This is a genomic window from Mycolicibacterium gilvum (assembly GCF_900454025.1).
Classification (GTDB): Bacteria; Actinomycetota; Actinomycetes; order Mycobacteriales; family Mycobacteriaceae; genus Mycobacterium; species Mycobacterium gilvum.
Map to the genome: position 1 here is coordinate 2,635,416 of NZ_UGQM01000001.1, position 26,066 is coordinate 2,661,481.

Consider the following 26,066-nt stretch of genomic DNA (forward strand, 5'->3'; position numbering starts at 1 on the left):
TGATGGGGGACGTCGCGGCGGGGGTCGCCGCCGCTGGTGTGCTGGTCTGGCTGATCGCGTTGAGCGCCTTCGACATTCGGCATCGCCGTCTCCCCAACGTGCTGACCCTGCCCGGAGCGGCGGTGATCCTGGTGGCCGCGACCGTCGTCGGCCACGGCGGCCCCGCGTTGCTCGGCGCGACCGCGTTGTTCGCCGTCTACGTGACCGTGCACCTGTTCTCGCCGGGCGCACTGGGGGCCGGCGACGTGAAGCTCGCCATCGGACTGGGCGCTCTGACGGGTGCCTACGGCGCTGATGTCTGGGTGGTCGCTGCCCTCGGGGCCTCGCTGATGACCGGGGCGCTGGCGCTGTGCCGGCGACTGCAGGGGGCCGGGCCCGACGTGCCGCACGGACCGTCGATGTGTCTGGCTGCGGGAACCGCGCTCGGCCTGGCCGCTCTGGCCTGACCGACGTCACCTGCTCGGATTTCAACGCGGCTGACCTGGCGTGCGAAACTGGGACGCGTGTTGCGATGGACGACTGCAGGTGAATCCCACGGCCGGGCGTTGGTGGCGATGGTCGAGGGGATGGTCGCCGGCGTCGAGGTGACCTCCGGTGACGTCGCCGGGCAGTTGGCCCGTCGGCGGCTGGGCTACGGCCGTGGCGCCCGGATGAAGTTCGAGCAGGACCAGGTGACGATGCTGACCGGGCTTCGCCACGGCGTCACCCTCGGCGGACCCATCGCCATCGAGATCGGCAACACCGAATGGCCCAAGTGGGAGACCGTGATGGCTCCCGACCCCGTCGACCCGGAATCCCTGGCCGACAGCGCCGCGCGCAACGCGCCGCTGACCCGGCCCCGACCCGGGCACGCCGACTACGCGGGAATGCTCAAGTACGGCTTCGACGACGCGCGGCCGGTGCTGGAACGGGCGAGCGCGCGCGAGACCGCGGCCCGCGTGGCGGCGGGCACCGTCGCCCGCGCGTTCCTGCGCCAGGCGCTCGGCGTCGAGATCGTCTCGCATGTGATCTCCATCGGCGCCTCGAAGCCCTACGACGGACCGCCGCCGTCGGCCGCCGATCTCGCCGCGATCGACGACAGCCCGGTGCGGGCGTTCGACTCCGACAGCGAAGCGCTGATGATCGCCGAGATCGAGGCGGCCAAACGCGACGGCGACACCCTCGGCGGCGTCGTCGAGGTCGTGGCACACGGTCTCCCGGTCGGCCTCGGCTCCTTCACCAGCGGTGACGACAGGCTCGACAGCCAACTCGCCGGGGCCGTGATGGGCATCCAGGCCATCAAGGGTGTGGAGATCGGTGACGGGTTCGAGACCGCGCGCCGCCGTGGCAGCGTCGCCCACGACGAGATCTACCCGGGTCCGGACGGCGTGATGAGGTCCACCAACCGCGCCGGCGGTCTCGAAGGCGGCATGACCAACGGCCTGCCGGTTCGGGTACGCGCGGCGATGAAGCCGATCTCGACCGTGCCGCGCGCGCTGGCCACCATCGACATGACCACAGGTGAAGAGGCTGTCGCGATCCACCAGCGCTCCGATGTGTGTGCGGTGCCCGCCGCGGGCGTCGTGGTGGAGACGATGGTCGCGCTCGTGCTCGCCCGCGCGGCCCTGGCCAAGTTCGGCGGCGACTCGCTCGGTGAGACGCGGGCCAACATCGACGGCTATCTGCGCGCCGTCTCCGCCCGAGAACCCTCCGCGAACGGGGCGCCGACCTGATGGCGCCGAAGGCGGTCCTCATCGGCCTGCCGGGATCGGGCAAGTCCACGATCGGACGCCGGCTGGCCAAGAGCCTCGGTGTGCCGCTGCTCGACACCGACAACGCGATCGAGGAGACCACCGGTCGCACCATCGCCGACATCTTCGCCACCGACGGCGAATCCGAGTTCCGCCGCATCGAGGAGCAGGTGATCCGCGACGCGCTCGCCACCCACGACGGAGTGCTGTCGCTGGGCGGTGGCGCGGTGACCACCGAAGGGGTGCGCGAAGCCCTCGCCGGGCACACCGTGATCTACCTGGAGATCAGCGCCGCCGAGGGGGTGCGCCGCACCGGAGGCTCCACCGTCCGGCCCCTGCTGGCCGGACCCGACCGTGGCGAGAAGTTCAAAGCGCTGATGGCAGAACGTGTTCCGCTGTACCGGCAGGTCGCGACAATGAGGGTCAACACCAACCATCGCAACCCCGGCGCCGTGGTGCGCTACATCTGCGCGCGGCTGGAGAATCCCGACGCCGAACCGGATCGCCGCCGCAGGCGTTCGGTGTGGCGCCGGGCGCCGTTGTCGCTGACGGCATCCCCGTCCACCGAGGCGCCGCCGAGTCCGGCCACCGTCGCGGCCAGGAAGGCCCGAGGATCATCGTGCATGCGAAAGGACCCGCAGTGACCGAACCGGTGACCGTCGATGTGCGGACCGACCCGCCCTACCCGGTGATCATCGGGCGGGGCCTGCTGGGCGACCTGGGCCGCGTTCTCGACGGCAGGCACAAGGTCGCGATCCTGCATCAGCCGACGCTGACCCAGACTGCCGAAGCGATCCGGACTCACCTGTCGGAGAAGGGAATCGACGCGCACCGCATCGAGATCCCGGATGCCGAGGGCGGCAAGGAGCTGCCGGTCGTCGGGTTCATCTGGCAGGTACTGGGCCGCATCGGGGTCGGCCGCAAGGATGCGATCGTCAGTCTCGGCGGGGGAGCGGCCACCGATGTCGCTGGATTCGCCGCGGCGACCTGGCTGCGCGGTATCGACATCGTCCACGTTCCCACCACGCTGCTGGGCATGGTCGACGCCGCGGTGGGCGGCAAGACCGGCATCAACACCGACGCGGGCAAGAACCTGGTCGGTGCGTTCCATCAGCCGGCCGCGGTGCTGATCGACCTCGCGACGCTGGAGTCGTTGCCGCGCAACGAGATCGTCGCGGGAATGGCCGAGATCGTGAAGGCCGGCTTCATCGCCGACCCGGTGATCCTCGACATGATCGAGGCCGACCCGGAGGCGGCGCTCGATCCCTCCGGTGTGGTGCTCCCGGAGCTGATCCGGCGGGCTGTCGTCGTCAAGGCCGAGGTCGTCGCCGCCGACGAGAAGGAATCGCAGCTGCGCGAGATCCTCAACTACGGGCACACTCTGGCGCACGCCATCGAACGCCGCGAGCGCTATCAGTGGCGCCACGGCGCCGCCGTGTCGGTCGGGCTGGTGTTCGCCGCGGAGCTGGGCCGGCTGGCCGGCCGGCTCGACGACGACACCACCGAACGCCATCGTGCGATCCTGACCTCGCTGGGACTGCCGGTCACCTACGACGCCGACGCCCTGCCCCAGCTGATGGAGTCGATGCTGGGCGACAAGAAGACCCGCGCCGGCGTGCTGCGATTCGTGGTCCTCGACGGGTTGGCCAAACCGGGCCGTCTGGAGGGACCGGATCCGTCGCTGCTGGCCGCGGCCTACGCGGAGGTCGCGCGGGACTGACGTCCGCGCAGACGTATTCGGCGGACATCGGTGCTGGGCACCGAGTAACAGATCGCGGTTGCCACGAAGATCGGCGCGGCGAACGCCAGCGCCACCACCACTGCGACCACGGCCAGGTTGGGTTCGGTCAGCCACCCCCTCGGGAAGCGCGGGACGCTGAGCGCGAACCAGCCGGCGACGACCGCCAGGCCGACCAGCCCGATCGTCGCGACCTTGATGGAGCGCAGGGCCAACCTGGTCTGCTCGGCGGCCGACGCCAGCGAGCGCCGCAGTTCGCGGGTGCGGACGTAGACGAACAGGAACTCGACGAGTACTGCGAGTGCCGCGGTGGTGGTGATCGCAGCCACCACAGCGTCGCTCGGCGACCGGTCGTACACGGCGCGCAGGTAGTCGACGGTGGTCTCGGACAGGATCAGCGTGGACGACATCGCCGCCGCGAAGGTGAGCCAGCCGCCGAGGTCTGCCAGGAAGCTGTAGGCGGCGATATCGTCGGTGTCCGCGGCGCCGGCCCGGTTGACGGCGTGCCCGGCCAGCATCCAGCCGAGACCGCCGAACAGCGCGGTGGTGCCCGCGGCGAGCATGCCCGTCGCCAGGGCGGTCTGGGTCCAGCTGATCGCGCAGACGGCGCCGCGTTCGCCGGCGTCGGGCGTCTGGTTACCCGAGATCAGGCTGAACAGAAAGCTGTCCAGCATCAGGATCAGCACCGCAGACGAGAAGAGCGCCAGGATGTGCACGCCTTCGCGGCTGTTGCGGTCGAACAGCAGCGCTATCGCGGTGATCAGGAAGCCGCCGAGAACTCCGGCGAGTTGCGAGTGGCCGGCAGCCGCGGCGAGCGGACTCCAGGTGTCGGACGTGCAGAGCTCGTCCGGGATCACCCGTCAGATCAGTTGTCGCGCTTGTCGACCGGTCTGGTCTCGTCGTCGGCTACCGCCACCGACGAACTCTGTTGCTGAGACTCGGTGCCGTCGGCGTAGCGGTCGTAGTCCTCGGAGTTGCCCTCGGAGCTGCCGGTGTCGCGCACCGCGGCGAACACGTCGGTGTCGGCGCGGTCGTCGTCCTCGCGGCGGCGCTCCTGTGCCGGGGCCTTGCGGTCGACCAGCCAGTGGCCGAGCGCGACACCGATGATCGCGGAGATGAACACCAGCAGGGCGGTGAAGGCGGCGAACGTCGTCAGCTCGTTGATGAGCCCCTCGACGTAGAGGTTCTTGTAGAACAAGCCGATGAACCAGGCGACCGCGCCGCTGACGACACCGGCGAACAGTCCGGCCAGCAGCCACGACATCGCCAGATCGTCGCGCCGGTCCGGGTCGGGATTGCGGCGGGCGTCCGACCGGCCGTCGGCGTAACCCCAGATCAGAGCCACCACCGCGTACGCCGCGACCAGCACTGCGCTGATCAGACCGGCCTTGGTCTCCCACGCGTTGATCATCGCGCCCTGCAGCAATCGGACGATGACCATCAGCGCGGCCAACACCAGTCCACGCACCAACCACTTGCTCATGGGGCCTCACCTTAGCGAGTAGCGTCACCCGCTGTGACGATTTCTGCGCGCCGTGACCGTCTGCGCCGCCTGCTGGCCGACGCCGGGCTGGACGCGATGCTGGTATCGGACCTGGTCAACGTGCGTTATCTGTCCGGGTTCACCGGTTCGAACGCCGCGTTGCTGGTGCTCGCACAGGACGAAACGCCGGTGCTGGCGACCGACGGGCGCTACCGGACCCAGGCCGCGCATCAGGCGCCCGACGCCGAGGTCGTCATCGAACGGGCGTGCGGTCCCCATCTGGCCGCTCGGGCGGCCGCCGACGGAGTGCGCAGGCTCGGTTTCGAGAGCCATGTCGTCACCGTCGACGCGTTCACCGCGCTGTCCGAGGCGGCCGGGAACGGCTGCGAGTTCGTCAGAGCGGCAGGCACCGTCGAGGGTCTGCGCGAAGTCAAGGACGCCGGTGAGGTGGCGCTGCTGCGGTTGGCGTGTGAAGCCGCCGACGCCGCGCTGAAGGATCTGCTCGAGCGCGGCGGGTTGCGGGCCGGACGCACCGAACGCGACGTCCGCAACGAGCTGGAGTCGCTGATGCTGGCACACGGCGCCGACGGAGCGTCGTTCGAGACGATCGTCGCCGCCGGCGCGAACTCGGCGATCCCGCACCACCGGCCCACCGACGCGGTGCTGGCCGCAGGGGACTTCGTCAAGATCGACTTCGGTGCGCTGGTCGCGGGCTATCACTCCGACATGACGCGGACGTTCGTGCTCGCCCCGGTCGCCGACTGGCAGCGCGAGATCTACTCGCTGGTCGCGGCGTCCCAGCAGGCGGGTCGGGACGCACTCGCGCCCGGGGTCGCCCTGTCCACCGTCGACGCGGCAGCCAGGCAGGTCATCGCCGATGCGGGCTATGCGGAGAACTTCGGTCACGGCCTCGGCCACGGGGTGGGTCTCCAGATCCACGAAGCGCCGGGAATCAACTCCGCAGCCGCCGGTACACTGCTTGCTGGCTCTGCGGTGACCGTGGAGCCCGGTGTCTATCTGCCCGACCGCGGCGGTGTCCGCATCGAGGACACGCTCGTGGTCGACAAGCACCCAGAACTATTGACCAGGTTCCCCAAGGAACTGGTCATCATCTAGCAAGCTAGGAGTACAACCCACTGTGGCATCGACCGCCGACTTCAAGAACGGGCTCGTCCTTCAGATCGATGGCCAGCTGTGGCAGATCGTGGAGTTCCAGCACGTCAAACCCGGTAAGGGTCCCGCGTTCGTGCGTACCAAGCTCAAGAACGTGGTGTCCGGCAAGGTCGTCGACAAGACCTACAACGCGGGCGTGAAGGTCGAGACCGCGACCGTCGACCGCCGTGATGCCACCTACCTGTACCGCGACGGTTCGGACTTCGTGTTCATGGACTCCGAGGATTTCGAGCAGCACCCGCTGCCCGAAGCGCTCGTCGGGCGCCTCGCGGGCTTCCTGCTCGAGAGCATGCCGGTGCAGATCGCGTTCCACGACGGGGTGCCGCTGTACCTGGAACTGCCGGTCACCGTGGAGTTGCTCGTCGCGCACACCGAGCCCGGACTGCAGGGCGACCGCTCCAGCGCCGGCACCAAGCCCGCGACGATGGAGACCGGCGCCGAGATCCAGGTGCCGCTGTTCATCAACACCGGCGACAAGCTGAAGGTGGATTCGCGGGACGGAAGTTACCTGGGAAGGGTCAATGCCTGACCGGAAGGGTGATCGGGGCAGGCATCAGGCGCGCAAACGCGCCGTCGACCTGCTGTTCGAGGCCGAAGCCCGTGGGATCACTGCCGCCGAGGTCGCGGAAGCGCGAAATGCACTGGCGGACAACGGCGCCGATGACATCGCGCCGCTGAACCCGTACACGGTGACGGTGGCGCGCGGCGTGACCGACCATGCGGCGCACATCGACGACCTGATCTCGGCCCACCTGCAGGGCTGGACGCTGGATCGGTTACCGGCCGTCGACCGGGCCGTGCTGCGGGTGGCGGTGTGGGAACTGTTGCACGCTGTGGATGTTCCCGAGCCTGTGGCCGTCGATGAGGCGGTCGAGTTGGCGAAGCAGCTCTCGACCGACGACTCGCCGGGCTTCGTCAACGGTGTGCTGGGCCAGGTGATGCTGGTGACACCGCAGATCCGGGCGGCCGCGGCTGCCGTGCAGGCCAGCCCGGACAGCGGTAGCGCCACCCCGTAGATCTGGACCAGCGCGGCGCTGTGCGTCAGGCGGCTTCGAACGTGACGAGGTCGATGCTGAAGCGGTCTTCGACAATGCTTCGCCGAGATATCCGGGTGCCCGGCAGCGGCGGCGCGATCGAGTAGTAGGTGGCGTGGGTCGGGGTGACGAACTCGGCGCGGTGCTCGCCGGCGCGCACCGAGGTGGTGACCGTCCAGCCCGGAGCTTCCTTCGCGTAGTTGCAGGCCTCGCACAGGCCGAGCCCGTTGACCGCGCTGGTTCTGCCGCCGTCGCGGTCGGGGGTGGCATGGTCGTGGTGGCGGATCGGCGCGTTGCAGTACGGAGTTCGGCATGTGCGGTCGCGGATTCCGATGAACGCTGCCAGTCCCTTGGGGAAGGCTCGCGATCTCGACTCCATCGCGACCAGTTGGCCGCTCCCGGGATGGCGGTACAGACGCCGCAGGGTCGCCTTGACGTCCTCGTCGGCTACGGCGTCGCCGGTGAGCTTGCACGCGAATCCCGCGGGAACCGGCCCGTAGCCGTCGAGCCAGGCGGGTTCTGTGTCGTCGCCCGCCAGCGTCGTGTCGGCCATCACCAGGTTCAGTGACACCGAAACCGGTTGCGTGGCAACTTTTCCGGTGATCCGCGCGTAGGCGGTGTCGGCCATGACCTGGCCGCGGGAACGCTCGTCGAACGTGGTGTCGGCTGCTCTTTTCAACGCGGCGTACATCCCGACCCCTTGAGCGACCGGGAGCAGGACCGTCACGTAGACCATGCAGTTGGGTGCCGGCCGGGTGGTCACGCATCGGTCCTGTTCGGCCTTGGCGGACCGTTCCACTACCGCGGCGGCGTCGAGCCGGGCAGTGATCCTTTTCGCTTCGGCTTCCACGCGGTTGTTGCCCCACCCCGCCAGCTTCGAGGGATCGCTGCAGAGCTCCTCATCCAGCCGACGGCGATGTTCTGCGCTCAGGCACGCGGATTCGCGCACGATCAGCGTGGCGCGGTACTCCGACAGCACCCCGCATTCCAGGGCGGCCAGAGTGTGGGGCATCTCGTGCACCAGCGCGTTGGCGAAACCGAGGTGCTGGTTACCCTTCACCGGCGCATCATGGCGGGCGAGCGCGATCTCCGAGGCGAGACCCTTCCCGCGCTTCCTCGTCCCGATCCCGGCGGCCCGCTCGGCTGCAGCACGCTTGGCAGCCCACAGCGCCGTGACGCGTGCCTGCGCGGCGGCCGCCCTCGACTTCAGCGCTTCGTACTGCTCGACAAGGACCCGGAGCTCCTTCTCGGACGCCTCCGTGTCGTAGTCGAACAGACTTTCGAACATATCCGGGACGCTACACCCCGGGGCCGACAAGAATCGGACCTACAACTCCAACGCCTGATAGGTACTGCGCACGAACTTCGGCTGCGCCGTCTGCAGTTTGGCCAGCGACGTGTTTCCCGCTATCGCCGCCGCCACGTCGACGCTCATACTCGGCAGATTCTGGATCAGGTAGATCAGGATGACGTCGGCGGACGGGTCGGCCTGCCACCACGTCCCGTAGGCGCCCGGCCACGAGAACGTCCCCAGCCCGCCGGGACCGAACAGCTGACGGGACTTCGCGGGATCGGTGACCACCGACAGGTTCAACCCGAACCCGCGGCCGATCCAGAACGGCGCCCCGAGGAAATCCTGACGTTTCTGCTCGGCGGTCAGCCGGTCCGTCCGCATCGACATCGCCGAGTCCTCCGACAGCACCCGGGTGCCGTCGAGCGTCCCGCCGTTCAGCAGCATCCTCGCGAACCGCAGGTAGTCGTCGACCGTCGAGAACAGTCCCGCGCCGCCCGTGCAGAACGGGGGATCGACGATCGGGGCCGGACCCATCACGTCGTGGCGCAGCGTGCCGTCCTTGTCGAGCTGATACATCGTCGCCGCGCGACGCCGGCCCTCGGAGCCGACGCTGAACCCGGTGTCGGTCATCCCGAGGGGTTCGAAGATGCGCTCGGCGAGCACCTCGCTGAGGGGCTTGCCCTCGATCCGCGACAGCGCGATGCCCAGCACGTCGGTCGCGTGGCTGTACGTCAGACGCTCACCGGGCTGGTGCACGAGCGGAAGCGCGGAGAGTTCGGTGAGCCACCGGTCCTGGTCCTGCCGCGTGGGCAGCTTGCGGTAGGCGTCCGACAGCGGACCCAGCACCGAGAACATGTAGGCCAGCCCGCTGCGGTGGGTCATCAGATCCTCGATCGTGATGTGGCGCTGCGCGGGCACCGTGCGGTCCAGCGCGCCGCGAGGCTCCGCGAGGACACGCATGTCCGCCAGCTCCGGCAGCCACGTCGCCACCCGGTCGGTCAGAGAGAGCCGGCCCTCCTCGACGAGCGACATCGCGGCGGCGACCGTGACCGGCTTCGTCATCGACGCGATGCGAAAGATCGTGTCCCGCTGCATCGGCAGCTGCGCGTCGACATCGCGGTAGCCCAGTTCGTTGACCTGTCGCACCTCTCCGGCATGCCAGACCAGCGTCACCGCGCCGGCCAGCAGGCCGGCATCGATGGCGTCGACGATGGAGGCCTTGTTGCGGTCGAGGTTCACCCGGCAGAGGCTACCTGCCGGCCCGAGCCCGACTGTGGCGTGCGCTACGGAGCGCTTGCCCAGGTGCAGTTTTCGCACCCCGACCTGATAAGCTCGCCGCAATTTCCGACATCCTTTAACGATCCGTCCCGTGAGGCGGAGAAGGAGGTCCGGCTCCCTCGTGGGCGCACCCGACCAGTCCGGTTCCGACCGGGAGCTGATGTCCGCAGCGGACGTCAGCCGAACCATCGCCCGCATCGCGCATCAGATCATCGAGAAGACCGCACTCGACGGTCCCGACGGTCCGCGCGTCATCCTCCTCGGCATCCCGACCCGGGGCGTCACGCTGGCCTCCCGGCTGGCCACCAACATCGCCGAGTTCAGCGGAGTGCAGGTCGCCCACGGCGCACTCGACACCACGCTCTACCGCGACGACCTGATGACCAAACCGCCCCGGGCGCTCGCGGAGACGTCGATCCCGGCCGGCGGCATCGACGGCGCGCTGGTGATCCTCGTCGACGACGTCCTCTACACCGGCCGTTCGGTGCGCTCCGCCCTGGACGCGCTGCGCGACCTCGGCCGGCCGAAAGCGGTGCAGTTGGCGGTCCTCGTCGACCGCGGTCACCGGGAGCTGCCGATCCGCGCGGACTACGTCGGCAAGAACGTCCCGACCTCACGCAGTGAGAACGTGAAGGTCCGCCTCACCGAGAACGACGGAGTCGACATCATCGCCATCGCACCGTACGGAGGGCCCCCGAGGTGAAGCATCTGCTGACCGCGGCAGACCTCAGTCGCGACGACGCCACCGCGATCCTGGACAATGCCGACCGATTCCGCGAGGCCCTGGTCGGCCGCGAGGTCAAGAAGCTGCCCACGTTGCGGGGCCGCACCATCATCACGATGTTCTATGAGAACTCCACCCGCACCCGGGTGTCGTTCGAGGTGGCCGGCAAGTGGATGAGTGCCGACGTCATCAACGTCAGCGCGTCGGGATCGTCTGTCTCCAAAGGGGAGTCGTTGCGCGACACCGCCCTGACCCTGCGCGCCGCCGGCGCCGACGCGCTGATCATCCGTCATCCCGCCTCGGGGGCGCCCCAGCAGCTGGCGGCCTGGACGCTCGACGAGCACGGCGGACCGTCGGTCATCAATGCCGGCGACGGCACCCACGAACACCCCACCCAGGCCCTGCTCGACGCGCTGACGATCCGCCAGCGGCTCGGCTCTGTCGAGGGAAAACGGGTCGTGATCGTCGGCGACGTGCTGCACAGCCGGGTCGCCCGGTCCAACGTGGCGCTGCTGCACACGCTGGGTGCGGAAGTGGTCCTGGTCGCGCCCCCCACCCTGCTGCCGGTCGGCGTGACGGAATGGCCGGTGACCGTGTCCCACGAGCTCGACGCGGAACTGCCCCTCGCCGACGCGGTGCTGATGCTGCGCGTGCAGGCCGAACGCATGAACGGCGGCTTCTTCCCGTCGTCGCGGGAGTACTCCGTGCGCTACGGATTGTCCGAGAAGCGGCAGTCGACCCTGGCCGAGCATGCCGTCGTGCTGCACCCCGGCCCGATGCTGCGCGGGATGGAGATCGCGTACTCGGTGGCCGACTCGTCGCAATCGGCTGTCCTGCAACAGGTTTCCAACGGTGTTCATGTCCGGATGGCGGTGTTGTTCCACCTGCTCGTCGGGTCGGAAGAGGAAGCGATCAGCGCATGAGCGTGGTGTTGAAGTCCGTGCGCCTCTACGGTGAGGGTGACGCCGTCGACGTGCTGGTGCGTGACGGGATCATCGCCGAGATCGGCACCGGACTGTCCGCGGACGAGACGATCGACTGCACCGGCCGGATTCTGCTCCCCGGATTCGTCGACCTGCACACGCACCTGCGCGAGCCGGGTCGCGAGTACGCCGAGGACATCGAAACAGGTTCCGCTGCAGCCGCTCTCGGTGGCTACACCGCGGTGTTCGCGATGGCCAACACCGACCCGGTCGCCGACTCCGTGGTGGTCACCGACCACGTCTGGCAACGCGGTCAGCAGGTCGGGCTGGTCGACGTGCATCCGGTCGGCGCCGTCACCGTCGGCCTGGCGGGCAAACAGCTCACCGAGATGGGCCTGATGGCGGCCGGTACCGGGCGGGTCCGGATGTTCTCCGACGACGGTGTGTGCGTGGACGATCCGCTGTTGATGCGGCGCGCACTCGAATACGCCTCGGGGCTCGGCGTGCTGATCGCCCAGCACGCCGAGGAGCCCCGGCTCACCGTCGGCGCGGTGGCCCACGAGGGCCCCAACGCCGCCCGTCTCGGACTGGCCGGCTGGCCGCGTGCCGCCGAGGAGTCCATCGTCGCCCGCGACGCGCTGCTCGCCCGCGACGCCGGCGCGCGCGTCCACATCTGCCACGCGTCGACCGCCGGAACGGTCGAACTCGTCCGCTGGGCCAAGGAACAGGGCATCGCGATCACCGCAGAGGTCACCCCGCACCATCTTCTGCTCGACGACACCAGGCTGGAGACCTACGACGGCCGCAACCGGGTGAACCCGCCGCTGCGGGAGGTCAGCGACACCCTCGCGCTGCGCCAGGCACTGGCCGACGGCGTGATCGACTGTGTGGCAACCGATCACGCCCCGCACGGCGAGCACGAGAAGATGTGCGAGTTCGCCAACGCGCGCCCGGGCATGCTCGGGTTGCAGACCGCGCTGTCGGTCGTCGTCGAGACCATGGTCCAGCCCGGCCTGCTGACCTGGCGGGACGTCGCCCGCGTGATGAGCGAGGCGCCGGCCCGCATCGTCGGGCTGCCCGACCAGGGGCGGCCGCTGGAGGTCGGGGAGCCGGCCAACCTCACCGTCGTCGATCCCGATGCCCGCTGGACGGTGAGCGGTCCAGCTCTGGCCAGCCGCTCGGACAACACGCCGTACGAGGCGATGGAACTGCCGGGGGTCGTCACCGCGACCCTGTTGCGCGGCACGGTCACCGCCCGCGACGGAAAGGCCGGCGCGTGAACACCCCGACGCTGGTCACATCCCTGGTCATGGCCGCCGTCGTCGCGATCCTGATCGCGGTGCTGATCCAGGCGATGATGCGCGGCTGGCGCCACCGGGTGGCGCGCCAGATGCAGATCATCGGAAACCTGCCGCCGCTGCCCGATACCGTGGGCCCGACCCTGGTTCCGGCCACCAAGGGTCTCTACGTCGGCAGCACGCTGGCGCCGCACTGGAACGACAGGGTGGCCGCCGGCGATCTGGGTTTCCGCGCCAAAGCCGTCCTGACCCGCTATCCCGAAGGAATCATGTTGCAGCGCACCGGCGCCGGGCCCATCTGGATCCCCGACGAGTCGATCGCCGAGATCCGCACCGAGAAGAGTCTTGCCGGGAAGGCACTCACCCACGAGGGAATTCTCGCGATCCGCTGGCGACTTCCGTCGGGAACGGAGATCGACACCGGATTCCGCGCAGACGACCGACGTGACTACTCGAAATGGCTCCCGGAGGAAGTGGCATGACCGCACATAAGGCCCTACGCAGCGCGTCACAGATCGCCCGGCTCGTCCTGGAGGACGGCCGCGTCTTCACCGGGACGCCGTTCGGCGCCGAGGGCGAGACCCTCGGCGAAGCGGTGTTCTCGACCGGCATGTCCGGATATCAGGAGACGCTGACCGACCCGAGCTACCACCGCCAGATCGTCGTCGCGACCGCACCCCAGATCGGCAACACCGGGTGGAACCACGAAGACAGCGAGAGCCGCGGCGACAAGATCTGGGTCGCCGGCTACGCCGTACGCGACCCGTCGCCGCGCGCGTCGAACTGGCGCGCCACCGGCACGCTCGACGACGAGTTGAAGCGGCAGGGGATCGTCGGGATCGCCGGCATCGACACCCGCGCGGTGGTGCGTCACCTGCGCAGTCGCGGTTCGATGAAGGCCGGGATTTTCAGCGGTGAGCAGGCCGACGCGTCCGTCGACGATCTGATCGCGCGCGTCCGCGACCAGGCCGCGATGCTCGGCGCCGACCTCGCCGGTGAGGTCAGCACCGACACCGACTACGAGGTCGGTTCCGAAGGGCCGCAACGGTTCACCGTCGCCGCGCTGGATCTGGGCATCAAGACCAACACGCCGCGCAACTTCGCCAAGCGTGGGGTTCGCAGCATCGTGCTGCCGTCGTCGGCGACGTTCGACCACATCGCCGAGCTGAAGCCCGACGGCGTGTTCCTGTCCAACGGTCCCGGCGACCCCGCGACCGCCGATCACATCGTCGGCGTGACGCGCGAGGTGCTCGACGCCGGGATCCCGCTGTTCGGAATCTGTTTCGGCAACCAGATCCTGGGCCGGGCGCTCGGCCTGTCGACCTACAAGATGGTCTTCGGACACCGTGGCATCAACATCCCGGTCATGGACCACACCACCGGCCGGGTCGCGATCACCGCTCAGAACCACGGATTCGCGCTCGAAGGGGAAGCCGGGCAGACGTTCGACACCCCGTTCGGGCAGGCCGAGGTCAGCCATACCTGCGCCAACGACGGTGTCGTGGAGGGTGTTCGGCTGTCCAACGGTCGCGCGTTCTCGGTGCAGTACCACCCGGAGGCGGCCGCGGGTCCCCGCGACGCCGAGTACCTGTTCGACACGTTCATCGACCTGATGGCGGGGCAGAAGTGACGGATACCGCGCTGTCGCCGCGTGTGAGCGCGCGTATTTGTACGAGTTTCCTCAGCGCGTCGTGTGCAGACACGCGCGCTCGCGGTGAAAGGGGCCAGTAGATGCCACGCCGGACAGACCTCAACCATGTGCTGGTGATCGGATCCGGACCGATCCTGATCGGGCAGGCCGCCGAGTTCGACTACTCCGGCACCCAGGCCTGCCGGGTGCTGAGGGCCGAGGGCCTGCAGGTCACCCTGATCAACTCCAATCCGGCCACGATCATGACCGACCCGGAATACGCCGACCACACCTACGTCGAGCCGATCACCGCGGACTTCGTCGAGAAGGTCATCGCCCAGCAGGCCGAGCGCGGCAACAAGATCGACGCGCTGCTGCCGACCCTGGGCGGGCAGACCGCGCTCAACACCGCGGTGAAGCTGTACGAGAACGGTGCGCTGGAGCGCTACGACGTCGAGCTGATCGGCGCCAACTTCGACGCGATCCAGCGCGGCGAGGACCGGCAGAAGTTCAAGGACATCGTCACCAAGGTGGGCGGCGAGTCCGCGAAGTCCAGGGTGTGTTTCACCATGGACGAGGTGCGCGACACGGTCGCCGAACTCGGGCTGCCCGTGGTGGTCCGGCCGAGCTTCACCATGGGCGGACTGGGCTCCGGGATGGCGTACTCGGCCGACGATGTGGAGCGCATGGCGGGGGAGGGCCTCGCGGCGTCCCCGTCGGCGAACGTGCTGATCGAGGAATCCATCTACGGATGGAAGGAGTACGAGCTCGAGCTGATGCGCGACGGCCGCGACAACGTGGTGGTGGTCTGCTCGATCGAGAACTTCGATCCGATGGGCGTGCACACCGGCGACTCGGTCACCGTCGCGCCGGCGATGACACTCACCGACCGCGAGTACCAGAAGATGCGCACCCTGGGCATCGAGATCCTGCGTGAGGTCGGCGTCGACACCGGCGGCTGCAACATCCAGTTCGCCGTCAACCCGAAGGACGGCCGGCTCATCGTCATCGAGATGAACCCCCGGGTGTCGCGGTCCTCGGCGCTGGCGTCGAAGGCCACCGGGTTCCCGATCGCCAAGATCGCGGCCAAGCTCGCGATCGGTTACACGCTCGACGAGATCGTCAACGACATCACCAAGGAAACCCCGGCGTGCTTCGAGCCGACGCTGGACTACGTCGTGGTGAAGGCGCCGCGGTTCGCGTTCGAGAAGTTCCCCGGCGCCGACGCGACGCTGACCACCACCATGAAGTCGGTCGGCGAGGCGATGTCGTTGGGGCGCAACTTCATCGAAGCGCTCGGCAAGGTGATGCGCTCGCTGGAGACCGGCCGGGCGGGCTTCTGGACGGGGGAGGACCCCGTCGGTGAGCTCAGCGAGGTGCTCGCGCGGCTGCGCACACCCACCGACGGCCGGCTCTACGACATCGAATACGCGCTGCGTCTCGGCGCGACCGTGGAAGAGGTCGCAGAGGCCTCGGGCGTCGACCCGTGGTTCGTCGATCAAATCGGCGGCCTGGTCGAACTGCGTGCCGAGCTGACCGACGCCCCCGTGCTCGGCGAGGAACTGCTCCGCCGCAGCAAGCACCACGGGCTCTCCGACCGCCAGATCGCCGCGCTGCGACCCGAACTCGCCGGCGAGATGGGCGTGCGGGCGCTGCGTCAGCGGTTGGGGATCCACCCGGTGTTCAAGACCGTCGACACCTGCGCGGCCGAGTTCGAGGCCAAGACTCCTTACCACTACAGCAGCTACGAGATGGATCCCGCCGCGGAGACCGAGGTCGCCCCGCAGACCGAGCGGGGCAAGGTGCTGATCCTCGGGTCGGGCCCCAACCGGATCGGGCAGGGCATCGAATTCGACTACAGCTGTGTGCACGCCGCGACCACGCTCAGCGAGGCCGGTTTCGAGACCGTGATGATCAACTGCAACCCCGAGACGGTGTCGACCGACTACGACACCGCCGACCGGCTGTACTTCGAACCGCTGACGTTCGAGGACGTGCTGGAGATCTACTACGCCGAGCAGAGATCGGGCGAGGGCGGCCCGGGCGTGATCGGGGTGATCGTGCAACTCGGTGGTCAGACGCCGCTCGGACTGGCCGAACGGCTGGAGAAAGCCGGGGTGCCGATCGTCGGCACCAAACCCGAGGCGATCGACCTGGCCGAGGACCGAGGCGAGTTCGGCGAGGTGCTGCGCCGCGCCGGGCTGCCCGCGCCCCGGTTCGGCATGGCCACCAGCTTCGACCAGGCTCGCCGCATCGCCGCCGAGATCGGCTACCCGGTGCTGGTGCGGCCGTCTTATGTGCTGGGCGGGCGCGGCATGGAGATCGTCTACGACGAGGACACCCTCGAGGGCTACATCACCCGGGCGACCCAACTCTCGCCCGAGCACCCGGTGCTCGTGGACCGCTTCCTCGAAGACGCGATCGAGATCGACGTCGACGCGCTGTGCGACGGCACCGAGGTGTACATCGGCGGCGTGATGGAGCACATCGAGGAGGCCGGCATCCACTCCGGTGACTCGGCGTGCGCGCTGCCCCCTGTGACGCTGGGCCGCAGCGACATCGAGGCGGTGCGGCGCGCGACCGAGGCGATCGCGTTCGGGGTCGGCGTGGTCGGCCTGCTCAATGTGCAGTACGCGCTCAAGGACGACGTCCTCTATGTCCTGGAGGCCAATCCGCGCGCATCGCGCACCGTCCCCTTCGTCTCCAAGGCGACCGCGGTACCGCTGGCCAAGGCGTGCGCGCGGATCATGCTGGGCGCGAGCATCGCCGAGCTCCGCGAGGAGGGCGTGCTGGCCAGGACCGGTGACGGTGCGGCGACCGCGCGCAACGCGCCCGTGGCCGTGAAGGAAGCCGTCCTTCCCTTCCACAGGTTCCGCAAGGCGGACGGCGCGCAGATCGACTCGCTGCTCGGGCCGGAGATGAAGTCCACCGGCGAGGTGATGGGCATCGCCCACGATTTCGGCAGCGCGTTCGCCAAGAGCCAGACCGCCGCCTACGGTTCGCTGCCCGCCAGCGGCACCGTGTTCGTCTCGGTCGCCAACCGCGACAAGCGGTCCCTGGTGTTCCCGGTCAAGCGGCTCGCCGACCTCGGGTTCAAGATCCTGGCCACCGAAGGCACCGCGGAGATGCTGCGGCGCAACGGAATCCCGTGTGAAGAAGTGCGCAAGCACTTTGAAGAACCCAGTGCGGACCGCCCACTGCGCTCTGCGGTCGAGGCGATCAAGGCCGGCGACGTCGACATGGTGCTCAACACCCCGTACGGCAATTCGGGGCCGCGCATCGACGGCTATGAGATCCGGTCGGCCGCGGTGTCGATGAACATTCCGTGCGTGACCACCGTGCAGGGCGCGTCGGCTGCGGTGCAGGGCATCGAGGCGGGGATCCGCGGTGACATCGGCGTGATGTCGCTGCAGGAACTGCACTCCACGCTGGGCTCGTGACCGACAGCGGGTTCGGCGAGCGCCTCGCGGTCGCGAGGGTCCGGCGGGGACCGCTGTGCCTGGGCATCGACCCGCACCCGGAGCTGCTGCGGAGCTGGAATCTGGGCGTCGACGTCGACGGTCTGTCCCGCTTCGCCGACCTGTGCGTGACGGCATTCGAGGGCTTCGCCGTCGTCAAGCCGCAGGTCGCGTTCTTCGAGGCGTACGGGTCCGCCGGCTTCGCCGTCCTGGAGCGCACCATCGCCGCGCTGCGCGCCTCGGGCGTGCTGGTCCTCGCCGACGCCAAGCGCGGGGACATCGGCACCACGATGGCCGCCTACGCCACCGCCTGGGCGGGCGACTCCCCGCTGGCCGCCGACGCCGTGACGGCCTCCCCGTACCTGGGCTTCGGATCGCTGCAGCCATTGCTCGACACGGCGCGGGAGAACGGCCGCGGGGTTTTCGTGCTGGCGGCAACCTCCAACCCCGAGGGCGCATCGGTCCAGCGCGCCGACGTGGCGGGGCGCACGGTCGCCCAGACCGTCGTCGACGCCGCGGCCGAGCTGAACCCGCCGGGGGCGCCCGGCTCGGTCGGCGTCGTCGTCGGCGCCACGTTGAGCGATCCGCCCGATGTCGGCGCGCTGAACGGTCCGGTGCTCGTTCCGGGGGTCGGCGCCCAGGGCGGACGTCCCGAAGCGCTGGCGGGCCTGGCAGGGGCCGGTCCGGGTCAACTGCTGCCGGCGGTGTCGCGGGAGGTGCTGCGATCCGGCCCGGACGTGGCTGCGCTGCGCGACGCGGCCGAGCGGATGCGCGACGCGGTCGCATACCTGACCTGATCCGTCGTTACCGCCCCGATGCCGATCCGCGACACGCCCGACACGCGATGACCAGCGAAATTCTCAGGTCCGGTGCGCCGGACGGTCTCCCGAACCGGGTCGGGTGACCCCGGGATGGGCGACGGCACTGCGCGACAGCGATCAATACCCCCGCTGTGCTGGGCGTTCGCCGTTTTCCAGCGCATCCGGCGGCCCCCGAGTCGAGCGTCGGGCCGTGCGCGCGATCGCGGCCGCCCGCGCACTACACGCTGGGCTTTTGACGCGATTACCGGGGGGTGGGGTTAGCTTTCGTCAGCGACCGTGGGTACGGTCGTCCACGCTGGCTGGTTCTGGTTTACGCCACTTCCAGCCGAGACAAATCAGATGATGGTGACGAGACGGAGGAACACCCGTGGCCCTTCCCCAGTTGACCGACGAACAGCGCGCGGCAGCGTTGGAGAAGGCTGCTGCCGCACGTCGAGCGCGAGCCGAGCTCAAAGATCGGCTCAAGCGCGGCGGCACCAACCTCAAGCAGGTCCTCACGGACGCCGAGACCGACGAGGTCCTGGGCAAGATGAAGGTCTCCGCACTTCTGGAGGCTTTGCCCAAGGTCGGCAAGGTCAAGGCCCAGGAGATCATGACCGAGCTGGAGATCGCCCCGACCCGCCGTCTGCGCGGCCTGGGCGACCGTCAGCGCAAGGCTCTGCTGGAAAAGTTCGACTTCTCGTAAAGGGAGGTCGGTGAGCGAAGGTAGGGGGCCGGACAGCGCATCCGGGGCCACGGTCCTGGTGTTGTCCGGCCCATCTGCCGTCGGGAAGTCCACCGTCGTGCGCTGCCTGCGGGAGCGCGTCGCCGATCTGTACTTCAGCGTGTCGGTGACGACGCGGGCTCCGCGGCCCGGCGAGGTCGACGGGGTGGACTACTTCTTCGTGACCCCAGAGCGGTTTCAGCAGCTCATCGACGACAACGCCCTGCTCGAATGGGCGGACATCCACGGAGGCCTGCACCGCTCCGGGACGCCCGCCGCCCCCGTGCGCGAGGCCGCGGCCGCCGGCCGCCCGGTACTGATCGAAGTCGACCTCGCCGGCGCCCGCGCGGTCAAGAAGACGATGCCCGAGGCGACGTCGGTCTTCCTCGCACCGCCGAGCTGGGAGACGCTGGAGAGCCGATTGATCGGCCGCGGCACCGAGACACCCGAGGTGATCGCCCGCCGGCTGGAGACCGCCCGGGCGGAACTGGCGGCTCAGGACGACTTCGACGAGATCGTCGTCAACAGTCAATTGGAGTCTGCCTGCGCGGAATTGGTAGCCTTGCTGGTGGCCCACGCGCCGGAACGACGCGATCAGCCCTAATTTTCAGATCTTTTTCAGGAGAACCTCTACGTGAGCACCCCGCTGACCCCTACGGCCGATTCGCGGCTCGCCGCGGCTGACATCGATCCGTCCGCCGCGAGCGCCTATGACACGCCGCTGGGCATCACCAACCCGCCCATCGACGAGCTGCTGGACCGGGCGTCGAGCAAGTATGCGCTGGTCATCTACGCCGCCAAGCGCGCGCGCCAGATCAACGACTACTACAACCAGCTCGGTGACGGCATCCTCGAATACGTGGGTCCGCTCGTCGAGCCGGGCCTGCAGGAGAAGCCGCTGTCCATCGCGATGCGGGAGATCCACGGCGACCTCCTCGAGCACACCGAGGGCGAGTAGCGCGGAGCGGTGGCTGCCAAGCGGATCATCGTCGGCGTCGCCGGTGGCATCGCCGCCTACAAGGCGGCCACGGTCGTCCGCCAGCTCACCGAAGCCGGTCATTCCGTCCGGGTCGTCCCGACCGAATCCGCGCTGAAGTTCGTCGGAGCCGCGACGTTCGAGGCTCTGTCCGGTAATCCGGTCCACACGGGCGTCTTCGAAGACGTCCACGAGGTGCCGCACGTCCGGATCGGGCAGGCCGCCGATCTCGTCGTCGTCGCCCCGGCGACGGCTGACCTGCTGGCGCGCGCCGCGGTCGGCCGTGCCGACGACCTCCTGACCGCGACCCTGCTGACCGCCCGGTGCCCGGTGCTGTACGCGCCCGCGATGCACACCGAGATGTGGCAGCACCCCGCCACGGTCGACAACGTCGCGACGCTGCGCCGGCGCGGATGCGTCGTGATGGAACCCGCCTCCGGGCGTCTGACCGGCGCGGACACCGGCCCCGGCCGACTGCCCGAGGCCGAGGAGATCACCACCGTCGCGCAACTGCTGCTCGCCCGCGGCGACGCCTTGCCCCACGATCTCGCCGGAGTCCGGGCGCTGGTCACCGCGGGTGGCACCCGCGAACCCATCGACCCCGTCCGTTTCATCGGCAACCGCAGTTCGGGCAAGCAGGGCTATGCGGTGGCACGGGTCATGGCCCAGCGCGGCGCCGACGTCACGCTGATCGCCGGCAACACCGCGGGCCTCATCGATCCGGCCGGAGTGCACGTCGTGCACGTCGGGTCGGCGACCCAGCTGCGCGATGCGGTGTCCAAACACGCCCCCGACGCCAACGTGCTGGTGATGGCCGCGGCCGTCGCGGACTTCCGTCCCGCCCACCCCGCGACCAGCAAGATCAAGAAGGGCCCCGACGCGACGACGGACCCGGCCATCGAGTTGATCCGCAACGACGACGTCCTCGCCGGTGCGGTCCGCGCCCGCGACGACGGCCAGCTGCCCAACATGGCCGCGATCGTCGGATTCGCCGCCGAAACCGGCGACGCGAACGGGGATGTGCTGTTCCACGCCCGGGCCAAGCTGACGCGCAAAGGATGCGACCTGCTGGTCGTCAACGCCGTCGGGGAGAACCGCGCCTTCGAGGTCGACCACAACGACGGCTGGCTGCTGTCGTCCGACGGATCGGAATCCGCGCTCGAACACGGGTCGAAGACGGTGATCGCCAGCCGTATTGTGGACGCGATCGCAGCCTTCCTGCACTCCGGTGCGGGGTAAGGCCACGAAAAAGCTGTCAGGATGCGCGTAAGGGTTGCGCGCGGCGGGGGGACAGGCTTGGGTGCGAGGGGCGCCCGGAGTCGCGCGGTCGCCTCGCTATAAGTTGACGTACTACCTATCTCAGGTGCGCTTGAGTGGAAGGAACCGGACGTGAGTGAAGCTCGGCTGTTTACCAGTGAGTCGGTGACCGAAGGTCATCCCGACAAGATCTGCGACGCCATCAGCGACTCGGTGCTCGACGCGTTGCTCGCGGGCGACCCGAAGTCCCGTGTCGCCGTGGAGACGCTGGTGACCACCGGACAGGTCCACGTGGTCGGTGAGGTCACCACGAACGCGAAGGAAGCCTTCGCCGACATCACCAACACCGTGCGCGAGCGCATCCTCGAGATCGGCTACGACCACTCCGACAAGGGCTTCGACGGCGAGACCTGCGGTGTCAACATCGGCATCGGACGGCAGTCGCCCGACATCGCCCAAGGCGTCGACACCGCGCACGAGACCCGCGTCGGCGGCGCGGCCGACCCGCTCGACTCGCAGGGCGCCGGCGACCAGGGCCTGATGTTCGGCTACGCGATCGCCGACACCCCCGAGCTGATGCCGCTGCCGATCGCGCTGGCCCACCGCCTCTCGCGCAAGCTGACCGAGGTCCGCAAGAACGGCACGCTGGACTACCTGCGTCCCGACGGCAAGACCCAGGTCACCGTGCAGTACGACGGCACCACCCCGGTCCGCCTGGACACCGTGGTGCTCTCCACCCAGCACGCTGACGGCATCGAGCTGGACAGCCAGCTGGAGCCGGAGATCAAGCAGCACGTCATCGACGCGGTGCTCACCGAACTCGGCCACCAGACGCTGGACACCTCGAATCCGCGGATCCTGGTCAACCCGACCGGCAAGTTCGTGCTCGGCGGCCCGATGGGTGACGCCGGTCTGACCGGCCGCAAGATCATCGTCGACACCTACGGCGGCTGGGCCCGCCACGGCGGCGGCGCCTTCTCGGGCAAGGATCCGTCGAAGGTGGACCGCTCCGCGGCGTACGCGATGCGCTGGGTGGCCAAGAATGTCGTCGCCGCCGGCCTCGCCGAGCGCGTCGAGGTCCAGGTCGCCTACGCGATCGGCAAGGCCGCACCCGTCGGGCTGTTCGTCGAGACGTTCGGCTCCGAGACCGTCGACCCGGTCAAGATTGAGAAGGCCATCGGCGAGGTGTTCGACCTGCGTCCGGGTGCGATCGTCCGCGACCTCGACCTGCTGCGCCCGATCTACGCGCCCACCGCGGCGTACGGCCACTTCGGCCGCACCGACATCGAACTGCCGTGGGAGCAGCTCAACAAGGTCGACGACCTGAAGTCAGCCGTCTAGGACACGGCGAACTCGTAGTCGTCGATCGGGAAGCTGCGGCTGCGCCAGTGCGCCTCCAGCGTGCTGGCCGGCCGCAGCGGCACGTCCCCGTGCTGATCGAAGTAGTAGCTGTTCGACAGGCGGCAGCTGTCCTGCCAGAAGATCTGGCGGTGCCGTTTGCGCATCATCTCGGCGAAGTACCGGTCGTTGGCCTCGCGGCGCACCTCCACCCGTGACGCGCCGCGCCGACCGGCCTCGGCCAGGCAGCGCACGATGTGGCGGGTCTGTGCCTCGATCAGCGCGAAGTACGAGGAGCCGACGTAGCCGTACGGCCCGAACACCGTGAAGAAGTTCGGGAAGCCCGGCACGCTCACCCCCTCGTAGGCCTGCAGCCGGTTCTCCTCCCAGAATCGGGACAGGGAACGCCCGCCCGAACCGGTCACCCGGTAGGTCGGGACGTTCTCGGTGTCGAGCACCTTGAACCCCGTCGCGAGGATCAGCACGTCGGCGTCGCGCAGCTGCCCGTCCGTGGTCGCCACGCCGGCACCGGTGATCTTGTCGATGGGTTCGGTCACCAGCTCGACGTTGTCGCGGTTGAACGTCGCCAGGTAGGTGTTGTGGAACCCCGGGCGTTTGCAGCCGACGGCGTAGCGCGGCGTCAGCTTCTCGCGCACCACCGGATCCTTCACCTGGCGACGCAGGTAGGCCAGGCCCATTCTGCTCATCCGCTTCGCCATCGGGTTCACGGTGAAGTACTGCGCCGCCAGCGGGAACGTCAGCTCCACGTAGGCCTGGCTGAGGAAGCGCTGCAGCGTCTGGCCGAACGGCAGCCGCATCATCGCCCTCGCCGTCCTCGACAGCGGGACGTCGAACTTCGGGAAACACCAGATCGGGGTGCGCTGAAAGACCGTGAGCCGCGCCACGATCGGCGCGATCTCGGGGATGACCTGAACGGCCGACGCCCCGGTGCCGATGATCGCGACGCGCTTGCCCGTGAGGTCGACGTCGTGGTCCCAGCGTGCGGTGTGGATCGTCGTGCCCGCGAAGGAGTCGACGCCCGGGATGTCGGGCAGGTTCGGCACCGTCAGGGCGCCGCCGGCGTTGATCACGAACCTGGCCGTCACCGTGCTCTGCACGCCGCCCGACTCGACGGCCAGCCGCCAGAGACCCGCGGAATCGTCGAACTCGGCGCTGCGCACGGTCGTCGCGAACCGGGTCCTCGACCGCAGCCCGTACTTGTCGAAACAGTGGTCGGCATAGGACTTGAGCTCCCTCCCCGGCGCATAGGTCCGGGACCACTCGGTGCTCTGCTCGAACGAGAACTGGTAGGAGAACGACGGAATGTCCACTGCGACACCGGGATAGGTGTTCCAGTACCACGTGCCGCCGGGCTCGTCGCCGGCCTCGACGATGAGGAAGTCCGGCATGCCGGCGCGATCGAGCTGGATGGCCGCCCCGATCCCGGAGAATCCTGCGCCGACGATGACGGTGTGGAAGTCGGGCTTGGTCATGGCGCTCCTTCGGTCAACTCACGCTAGCGCGGCACGCAAGGCCTCCAGGCCACGTTCGGTGGCCTCGGTCGCGGCCGGAACGATGCCGGCGTAGCCGAGGTAGCCGTGCACCAGCGACTCGGCGTGGTGCAGTTCGACCGGCACCCCGGCCGCGGTGAGCAGCTCCGCGTACCTGACCCCGTCGTCGCGCAGCGGGTCGTGGCCCGCCACCGCGATGTACGCCGGCGGCAGACCCGTCAGATCACCGCGGGCCGGCACCAGGGTGACGGGGGGCCCCGACGGTCCGGACAGATCGAGGTCACCGACGTACCAGCGGCTGAAACCCTTGCAGGAGGCCAGGTCGAGGATCGGCGCGTCCGCGTTCTCCCGGAACGACGGCAGTGAGGTGTCGAACGTCGTCGACGGGTACCAGAGCAGCTGGAAGCGCAAGGCGATGCCGGCGTCGCGGGCCGACTGGGCCGTCACCGCGGCGAGGTTGCCGCCGGCGGAATCCCCGGCCACCGCGACCCTGTCCGCGTCGGCGCCGATCTGGTCGGCGTTGTCGGCCACCCAGCGCGTCGCGGCCCACACGTCCTCGACGGCCGCCGGATAGGGATGTTCGGGGGCGAGGCGGTAGTCGACGGACACGACGACCGCCCCGGCGCCGGCGGCGTGCATCCGTGCCTGCCCGTCGTAGGTGTCGAGATCGCCGACCGTCCAGCCGCCGCCGTGGAGGAAGACGACGACCGGGAGCACCGACTGCTCGGTCGGAGGGCGGTAGATGCGCAGCGCGATCGGGCCCGCCGGACCGTCGATGGCACGGTCCTGCGTTTCGACGTCCGGGTGGACCGGGCTGCGCGGCAGATCCCGGAAGCGTCGGCGCGCCGCTTCCGGTCCGCCGTCGGTCGTCAGCTGGAACGGGACGGCGTCGAGAACCGTCTGCAGAACCGGATCGAGGGCAGCCATGCCCACACCGTACGCACCCCGCCACGAGCCGAGGCGATAGCTTCTGTGCATGACTCGGACGCTGTGGATCTCGGCCGCGGTCGTGGCGGCGGCCTACGGGGTGTTCCTGATCGTCGCCGCGACCCAGGTGCACGCCGGTGCGGAGCTGACCGGGCGGTTCGTCCTGCAACCGGCGGTCAAGGCCCTGGCCGCGGTGCTGCTCGCCGGGGCGGCGCTGACCCACGGTGTGGTGCGGGAACGGGTCTGGCTCGTCGGGGCGCTGCTGTTCTCGGCGGCCGGGGACTACCTGCTGGCGATGCCGTGGTGGGAACCGTCGTTCGTGCTCGGACTCGCGGCGTTCCTGGTCGCCCACCTGTGTTTCCTGGCCGCGCTGCTCCCGCTGGCCCGGCGCACCCCCGTGCGGGTCGCCGCGGTCATCGTCACCGTCCTCGCGTGTGCGGCACTGCTGGTGTGGTTCTGGCCGCGGCTGCTCGAGCAGGGGATGGCGGTGCCCGTCACCGCGTACATCGGCGTGCTCGGCGCGATGGTGTGTGTCGCGTTGCTCGCCGATCTGCCCACGCCGTGGACGGCGCTGGGCGCGGTGTGCTTCGCGGTGTCGGACGCGATGATCGGCATCAACGTCTTCGTGCTCGGGTCCGAGGCGTTGGCGGTGCCGATCTGGTGGGTGTACGCCACATCGCTGCTGCTGATCACGGCGGGACTGCTGTTCGGCAGAAGGTCGGAGCCCTCTGCTACACCTGCGCTGTGACCGGGACGACCACCGCGCGCCA

Annotated in this window: 26 protein-coding genes; 20 read left to right on the forward strand and 6 right to left on the reverse strand. The window is 69.2% G+C overall.

Annotated elements, in window-relative coordinates:
- Positions 1 to 2 precede the first annotated feature (2 nt).
- Genes DYE23_RS12570 through aroB form a run of 4 tightly spaced genes read left to right on the forward strand, consistent with a single transcriptional unit; the run spans position 3 to position 3,450 of the window.
- Positions 3 to 446: a prepilin peptidase gene (locus tag DYE23_RS12570; protein ID WP_011894611.1), complete on the forward strand. Its 444-nt coding sequence runs from the start codon at positions 3 to 5 to the stop codon at positions 444 to 446.
- Between the two features lie 57 nt (positions 447 to 503).
- Entirely contained in the window at positions 504 to 1,712 is a 1,209-nt protein-coding gene (gene aroC, locus DYE23_RS12575; protein ID WP_041800164.1) for a chorismate synthase, read from the forward strand.
- Positions 1,712 to 2,374 (forward strand): shikimate kinase, encoded by a 663-nt coding sequence (locus tag DYE23_RS12580; RefSeq protein WP_011894609.1) that lies wholly within the window; start codon positions 1,712 to 1,714, stop codon positions 2,372 to 2,374. The genes aroC and DYE23_RS12580 overlap by 1 nt, the downstream gene beginning before the upstream one ends.
- Positions 2,371 to 3,450 carry a 3-dehydroquinate synthase gene (gene aroB / locus DYE23_RS12585; RefSeq protein WP_115327323.1) on the forward strand — a complete coding sequence of 360 codons (1,080 nt, stop codon included), beginning with the start codon at positions 2,371 to 2,373 and terminating at the stop codon, positions 3,448 to 3,450. Before DYE23_RS12580 ends, aroB begins: the two co-directional genes overlap by 4 nt.
- Here aroB and DYE23_RS12590 read toward each other — a convergent pair.
- Positions 3,426 to 4,325: a hypothetical protein gene (locus tag DYE23_RS12590; RefSeq protein WP_011894607.1), complete on the reverse strand. Its 900-nt coding sequence runs from the start codon at positions 4,323 to 4,325 to the stop codon at positions 3,426 to 3,428. The two genes, aroB and DYE23_RS12590, sit on opposite strands and share 25 nt — an antisense overlap.
- An 8-nt stretch (positions 4,326 to 4,333) precedes the next feature.
- Entirely contained in the window at positions 4,334 to 4,951 is a 618-nt protein-coding gene (locus DYE23_RS12595) for a B-4DMT family transporter (RefSeq protein ID WP_011894606.1), read from the reverse strand.
- 33 nt (positions 4,952 to 4,984) lie between these two features.
- On the opposite strand from DYE23_RS12595, the gene DYE23_RS12600 reads away from it, so the two are divergent.
- From DYE23_RS12600 to nusB, 3 genes are read left to right on the forward strand one after another with little or no spacing between them, the layout of a single operon-like run.
- Complete coding sequence (locus DYE23_RS12600) at positions 4,985 to 6,067, forward strand: M24 family metallopeptidase (RefSeq protein WP_011894605.1); 1,083 nt, start codon at positions 4,985 to 4,987, stop codon at positions 6,065 to 6,067.
- A gap of 22 nt (positions 6,068 to 6,089) precedes the next feature.
- Positions 6,090 to 6,653 carry an elongation factor P gene (efp, locus tag DYE23_RS12605; RefSeq protein WP_011894604.1) on the forward strand — a complete coding sequence of 188 codons (564 nt, stop codon included), beginning with the start codon at positions 6,090 to 6,092 and terminating at the stop codon, positions 6,651 to 6,653.
- Positions 6,646 to 7,140: a transcription antitermination factor NusB gene (gene nusB, locus DYE23_RS12610; protein WP_011894603.1), complete on the forward strand. Its 495-nt coding sequence runs from the start codon at positions 6,646 to 6,648 to the stop codon at positions 7,138 to 7,140. Before efp ends, nusB begins: the two co-directional genes overlap by 8 nt.
- A gap of 25 nt (positions 7,141 to 7,165) precedes the next feature.
- Here nusB and DYE23_RS12615 read toward each other — a convergent pair whose 3' ends face one another.
- Both DYE23_RS12615 and DYE23_RS12620 read right to left on the reverse strand, forming a co-directional pair.
- Positions 7,166 to 8,446 carry an HNH endonuclease gene (locus DYE23_RS12615; RefSeq protein ID WP_041800163.1) on the reverse strand — a complete coding sequence of 427 codons (1,281 nt, stop codon included), beginning with the start codon at positions 8,444 to 8,446 and terminating at the stop codon, positions 7,166 to 7,168.
- 39 nt (positions 8,447 to 8,485) lie between these two features.
- Positions 8,486 to 9,691, reverse strand: coding sequence for a serine hydrolase domain-containing protein (locus DYE23_RS12620; protein ID WP_011894601.1), 1,206 nt, complete (start codon positions 9,689 to 9,691; stop codon positions 8,486 to 8,488).
- Positions 9,692 to 9,851: 160 nt separating this feature from the next.
- On the opposite strand from DYE23_RS12620, the gene pyrR reads away from it, so the two are divergent.
- From pyrR to metK, 12 genes are all read left to right on the forward strand, one after another.
- Positions 9,852 to 10,433, forward strand: a complete 582-nt coding sequence (gene pyrR, locus DYE23_RS12625; RefSeq protein WP_011894600.1) for a bifunctional pyr operon transcriptional regulator/uracil phosphoribosyltransferase PyrR — start codon at positions 9,852 to 9,854, stop codon at positions 10,431 to 10,433.
- Positions 10,430 to 11,377 (forward strand): aspartate carbamoyltransferase catalytic subunit, encoded by a 948-nt coding sequence (locus DYE23_RS12630; RefSeq protein ID WP_115327324.1) that lies wholly within the window; start codon positions 10,430 to 10,432, stop codon positions 11,375 to 11,377. Before pyrR ends, DYE23_RS12630 begins: the two co-directional genes overlap by 4 nt.
- Entirely contained in the window at positions 11,374 to 12,657 is a 1,284-nt protein-coding gene (locus tag DYE23_RS12635) for a dihydroorotase (RefSeq protein ID WP_115327325.1), read from the forward strand. The genes DYE23_RS12630 and DYE23_RS12635 overlap by 4 nt, the downstream gene beginning before the upstream one ends.
- The gene (locus tag DYE23_RS12640; RefSeq protein ID WP_011894597.1) at positions 12,654 to 13,157 is read left to right on the forward strand and encodes a PH-like domain-containing protein; all 504 of its coding nucleotides are present in this window, start codon (positions 12,654 to 12,656) and stop codon (positions 13,155 to 13,157) included. Before DYE23_RS12635 ends, DYE23_RS12640 begins: the two co-directional genes overlap by 4 nt.
- Entirely contained in the window at positions 13,154 to 14,305 is a 1,152-nt protein-coding gene (gene carA / locus DYE23_RS12645) for a glutamine-hydrolyzing carbamoyl-phosphate synthase small subunit (protein ID WP_115327326.1), read from the forward strand. Before DYE23_RS12640 ends, carA begins: the two co-directional genes overlap by 4 nt.
- A gap of 101 nt (positions 14,306 to 14,406) precedes the next feature.
- Positions 14,407 to 17,745, forward strand: a complete 3,339-nt coding sequence (gene carB / locus DYE23_RS12650) for a carbamoyl-phosphate synthase large subunit (RefSeq protein WP_115327327.1) — start codon at positions 14,407 to 14,409, stop codon at positions 17,743 to 17,745.
- Positions 17,742 to 18,560 (forward strand): orotidine-5'-phosphate decarboxylase, encoded by an 819-nt coding sequence (gene pyrF / locus DYE23_RS12655; RefSeq protein WP_115327328.1) that lies wholly within the window; start codon positions 17,742 to 17,744, stop codon positions 18,558 to 18,560. Before carB ends, pyrF begins: the two co-directional genes overlap by 4 nt.
- A gap of 391 nt (positions 18,561 to 18,951) precedes the next feature.
- Positions 18,952 to 19,269 carry an integration host factor, actinobacterial type gene (mihF, locus tag DYE23_RS12660; protein ID WP_011894593.1) on the forward strand — a complete coding sequence of 106 codons (318 nt, stop codon included), beginning with the start codon at positions 18,952 to 18,954 and terminating at the stop codon, positions 19,267 to 19,269.
- 10 nt (positions 19,270 to 19,279) lie between these two features.
- Positions 19,280 to 19,891 carry a guanylate kinase gene (gene gmk / locus DYE23_RS12665; RefSeq protein WP_115327329.1) on the forward strand — a complete coding sequence of 204 codons (612 nt, stop codon included), beginning with the start codon at positions 19,280 to 19,282 and terminating at the stop codon, positions 19,889 to 19,891.
- Between the two features lie 42 nt (positions 19,892 to 19,933).
- Entirely contained in the window at positions 19,934 to 20,245 is a 312-nt protein-coding gene (gene rpoZ / locus DYE23_RS12670) for a DNA-directed RNA polymerase subunit omega (protein ID WP_041800794.1), read from the forward strand.
- Between the two features lie 9 nt (positions 20,246 to 20,254).
- Positions 20,255 to 21,502 (forward strand): bifunctional phosphopantothenoylcysteine decarboxylase/phosphopantothenate--cysteine ligase CoaBC, encoded by a 1,248-nt coding sequence (coaBC, locus tag DYE23_RS12675; RefSeq protein WP_011894590.1) that lies wholly within the window; start codon positions 20,255 to 20,257, stop codon positions 21,500 to 21,502.
- Between the two features lie 150 nt (positions 21,503 to 21,652).
- Entirely contained in the window at positions 21,653 to 22,861 is a 1,209-nt protein-coding gene (gene metK / locus DYE23_RS12680; protein WP_011894589.1) for a methionine adenosyltransferase, read from the forward strand.
- Here metK and DYE23_RS12685 read toward each other — a convergent pair.
- Positions 22,858 to 24,351, reverse strand: coding sequence for a flavin-containing monooxygenase (locus DYE23_RS12685; protein WP_115327330.1), 1,494 nt, complete (start codon positions 24,349 to 24,351; stop codon positions 22,858 to 22,860). The genes metK and DYE23_RS12685 overlap by 4 nt on opposite strands.
- 18 nt (positions 24,352 to 24,369) lie before the next feature.
- Entirely contained in the window at positions 24,370 to 25,296 is a 927-nt protein-coding gene (locus tag DYE23_RS12690; protein ID WP_013471858.1) for an alpha/beta hydrolase, read from the reverse strand.
- A gap of 49 nt (positions 25,297 to 25,345) precedes the next feature.
- Here DYE23_RS12690 and DYE23_RS12695 point away from each other — a divergent pair, with 49 nt between their 5' ends.
- Positions 25,346 to 26,044 (forward strand): lysoplasmalogenase, encoded by a 699-nt coding sequence (locus tag DYE23_RS12695; RefSeq protein ID WP_115327331.1) that lies wholly within the window; start codon positions 25,346 to 25,348, stop codon positions 26,042 to 26,044.
- Positions 26,045 to 26,066: the final 22 nt, after the last annotated feature.

What these genes read in the sequence shown, in the direction of transcription:
- DYE23_RS12570 (WP_011894611.1), top strand. Translation starts at nt 3, where the DNA reads ATGGGGGACGTCGCGGCGGGGGTCGCCGCCGCTGGTGTGCTGGTCTGG.
- DYE23_RS12580 (WP_011894609.1), top strand. Translation starts at nt 1,712, where the DNA reads ATGGCGCCGAAGGCGGTCCTCATCGGCCTGCCGGGATCGGGCAAGTCC.
- DYE23_RS12595 (WP_011894606.1), bottom strand. Translation starts at nt 4,951, where the DNA reads ATGAGCAAGTGGTTGGTGCGTGGACTGGTGTTGGCCGCGCTGATGGTC.
- nusB (WP_011894603.1), top strand. Translation starts at nt 6,646, where the DNA reads ATGCCTGACCGGAAGGGTGATCGGGGCAGGCATCAGGCGCGCAAACGC.
- DYE23_RS12615 (WP_041800163.1), bottom strand. Translation starts at nt 8,446, where the DNA reads ATGTTCGAAAGTCTGTTCGACTACGACACGGAGGCGTCCGAGAAGGAG.
- DYE23_RS12635 (WP_115327325.1), top strand. Translation starts at nt 11,374, where the DNA reads ATGAGCGTGGTGTTGAAGTCCGTGCGCCTCTACGGTGAGGGTGACGCC.
- carA (WP_115327326.1), top strand. Translation starts at nt 13,154, where the DNA reads ATGACCGCACATAAGGCCCTACGCAGCGCGTCACAGATCGCCCGGCTC.
- carB (WP_115327327.1), top strand. Translation starts at nt 14,407, where the DNA reads ATGCCACGCCGGACAGACCTCAACCATGTGCTGGTGATCGGATCCGGA.
- DYE23_RS12685 (WP_115327330.1), bottom strand. Translation starts at nt 24,351, where the DNA reads ATGACCAAGCCCGACTTCCACACCGTCATCGTCGGCGCAGGATTCTCC.
- DYE23_RS12690 (WP_013471858.1), bottom strand. Translation starts at nt 25,296, where the DNA reads ATGGCTGCCCTCGATCCGGTTCTGCAGACGGTTCTCGACGCCGTCCCG.
- DYE23_RS12695 (WP_115327331.1), top strand. Translation starts at nt 25,346, where the DNA reads ATGACTCGGACGCTGTGGATCTCGGCCGCGGTCGTGGCGGCGGCCTAC.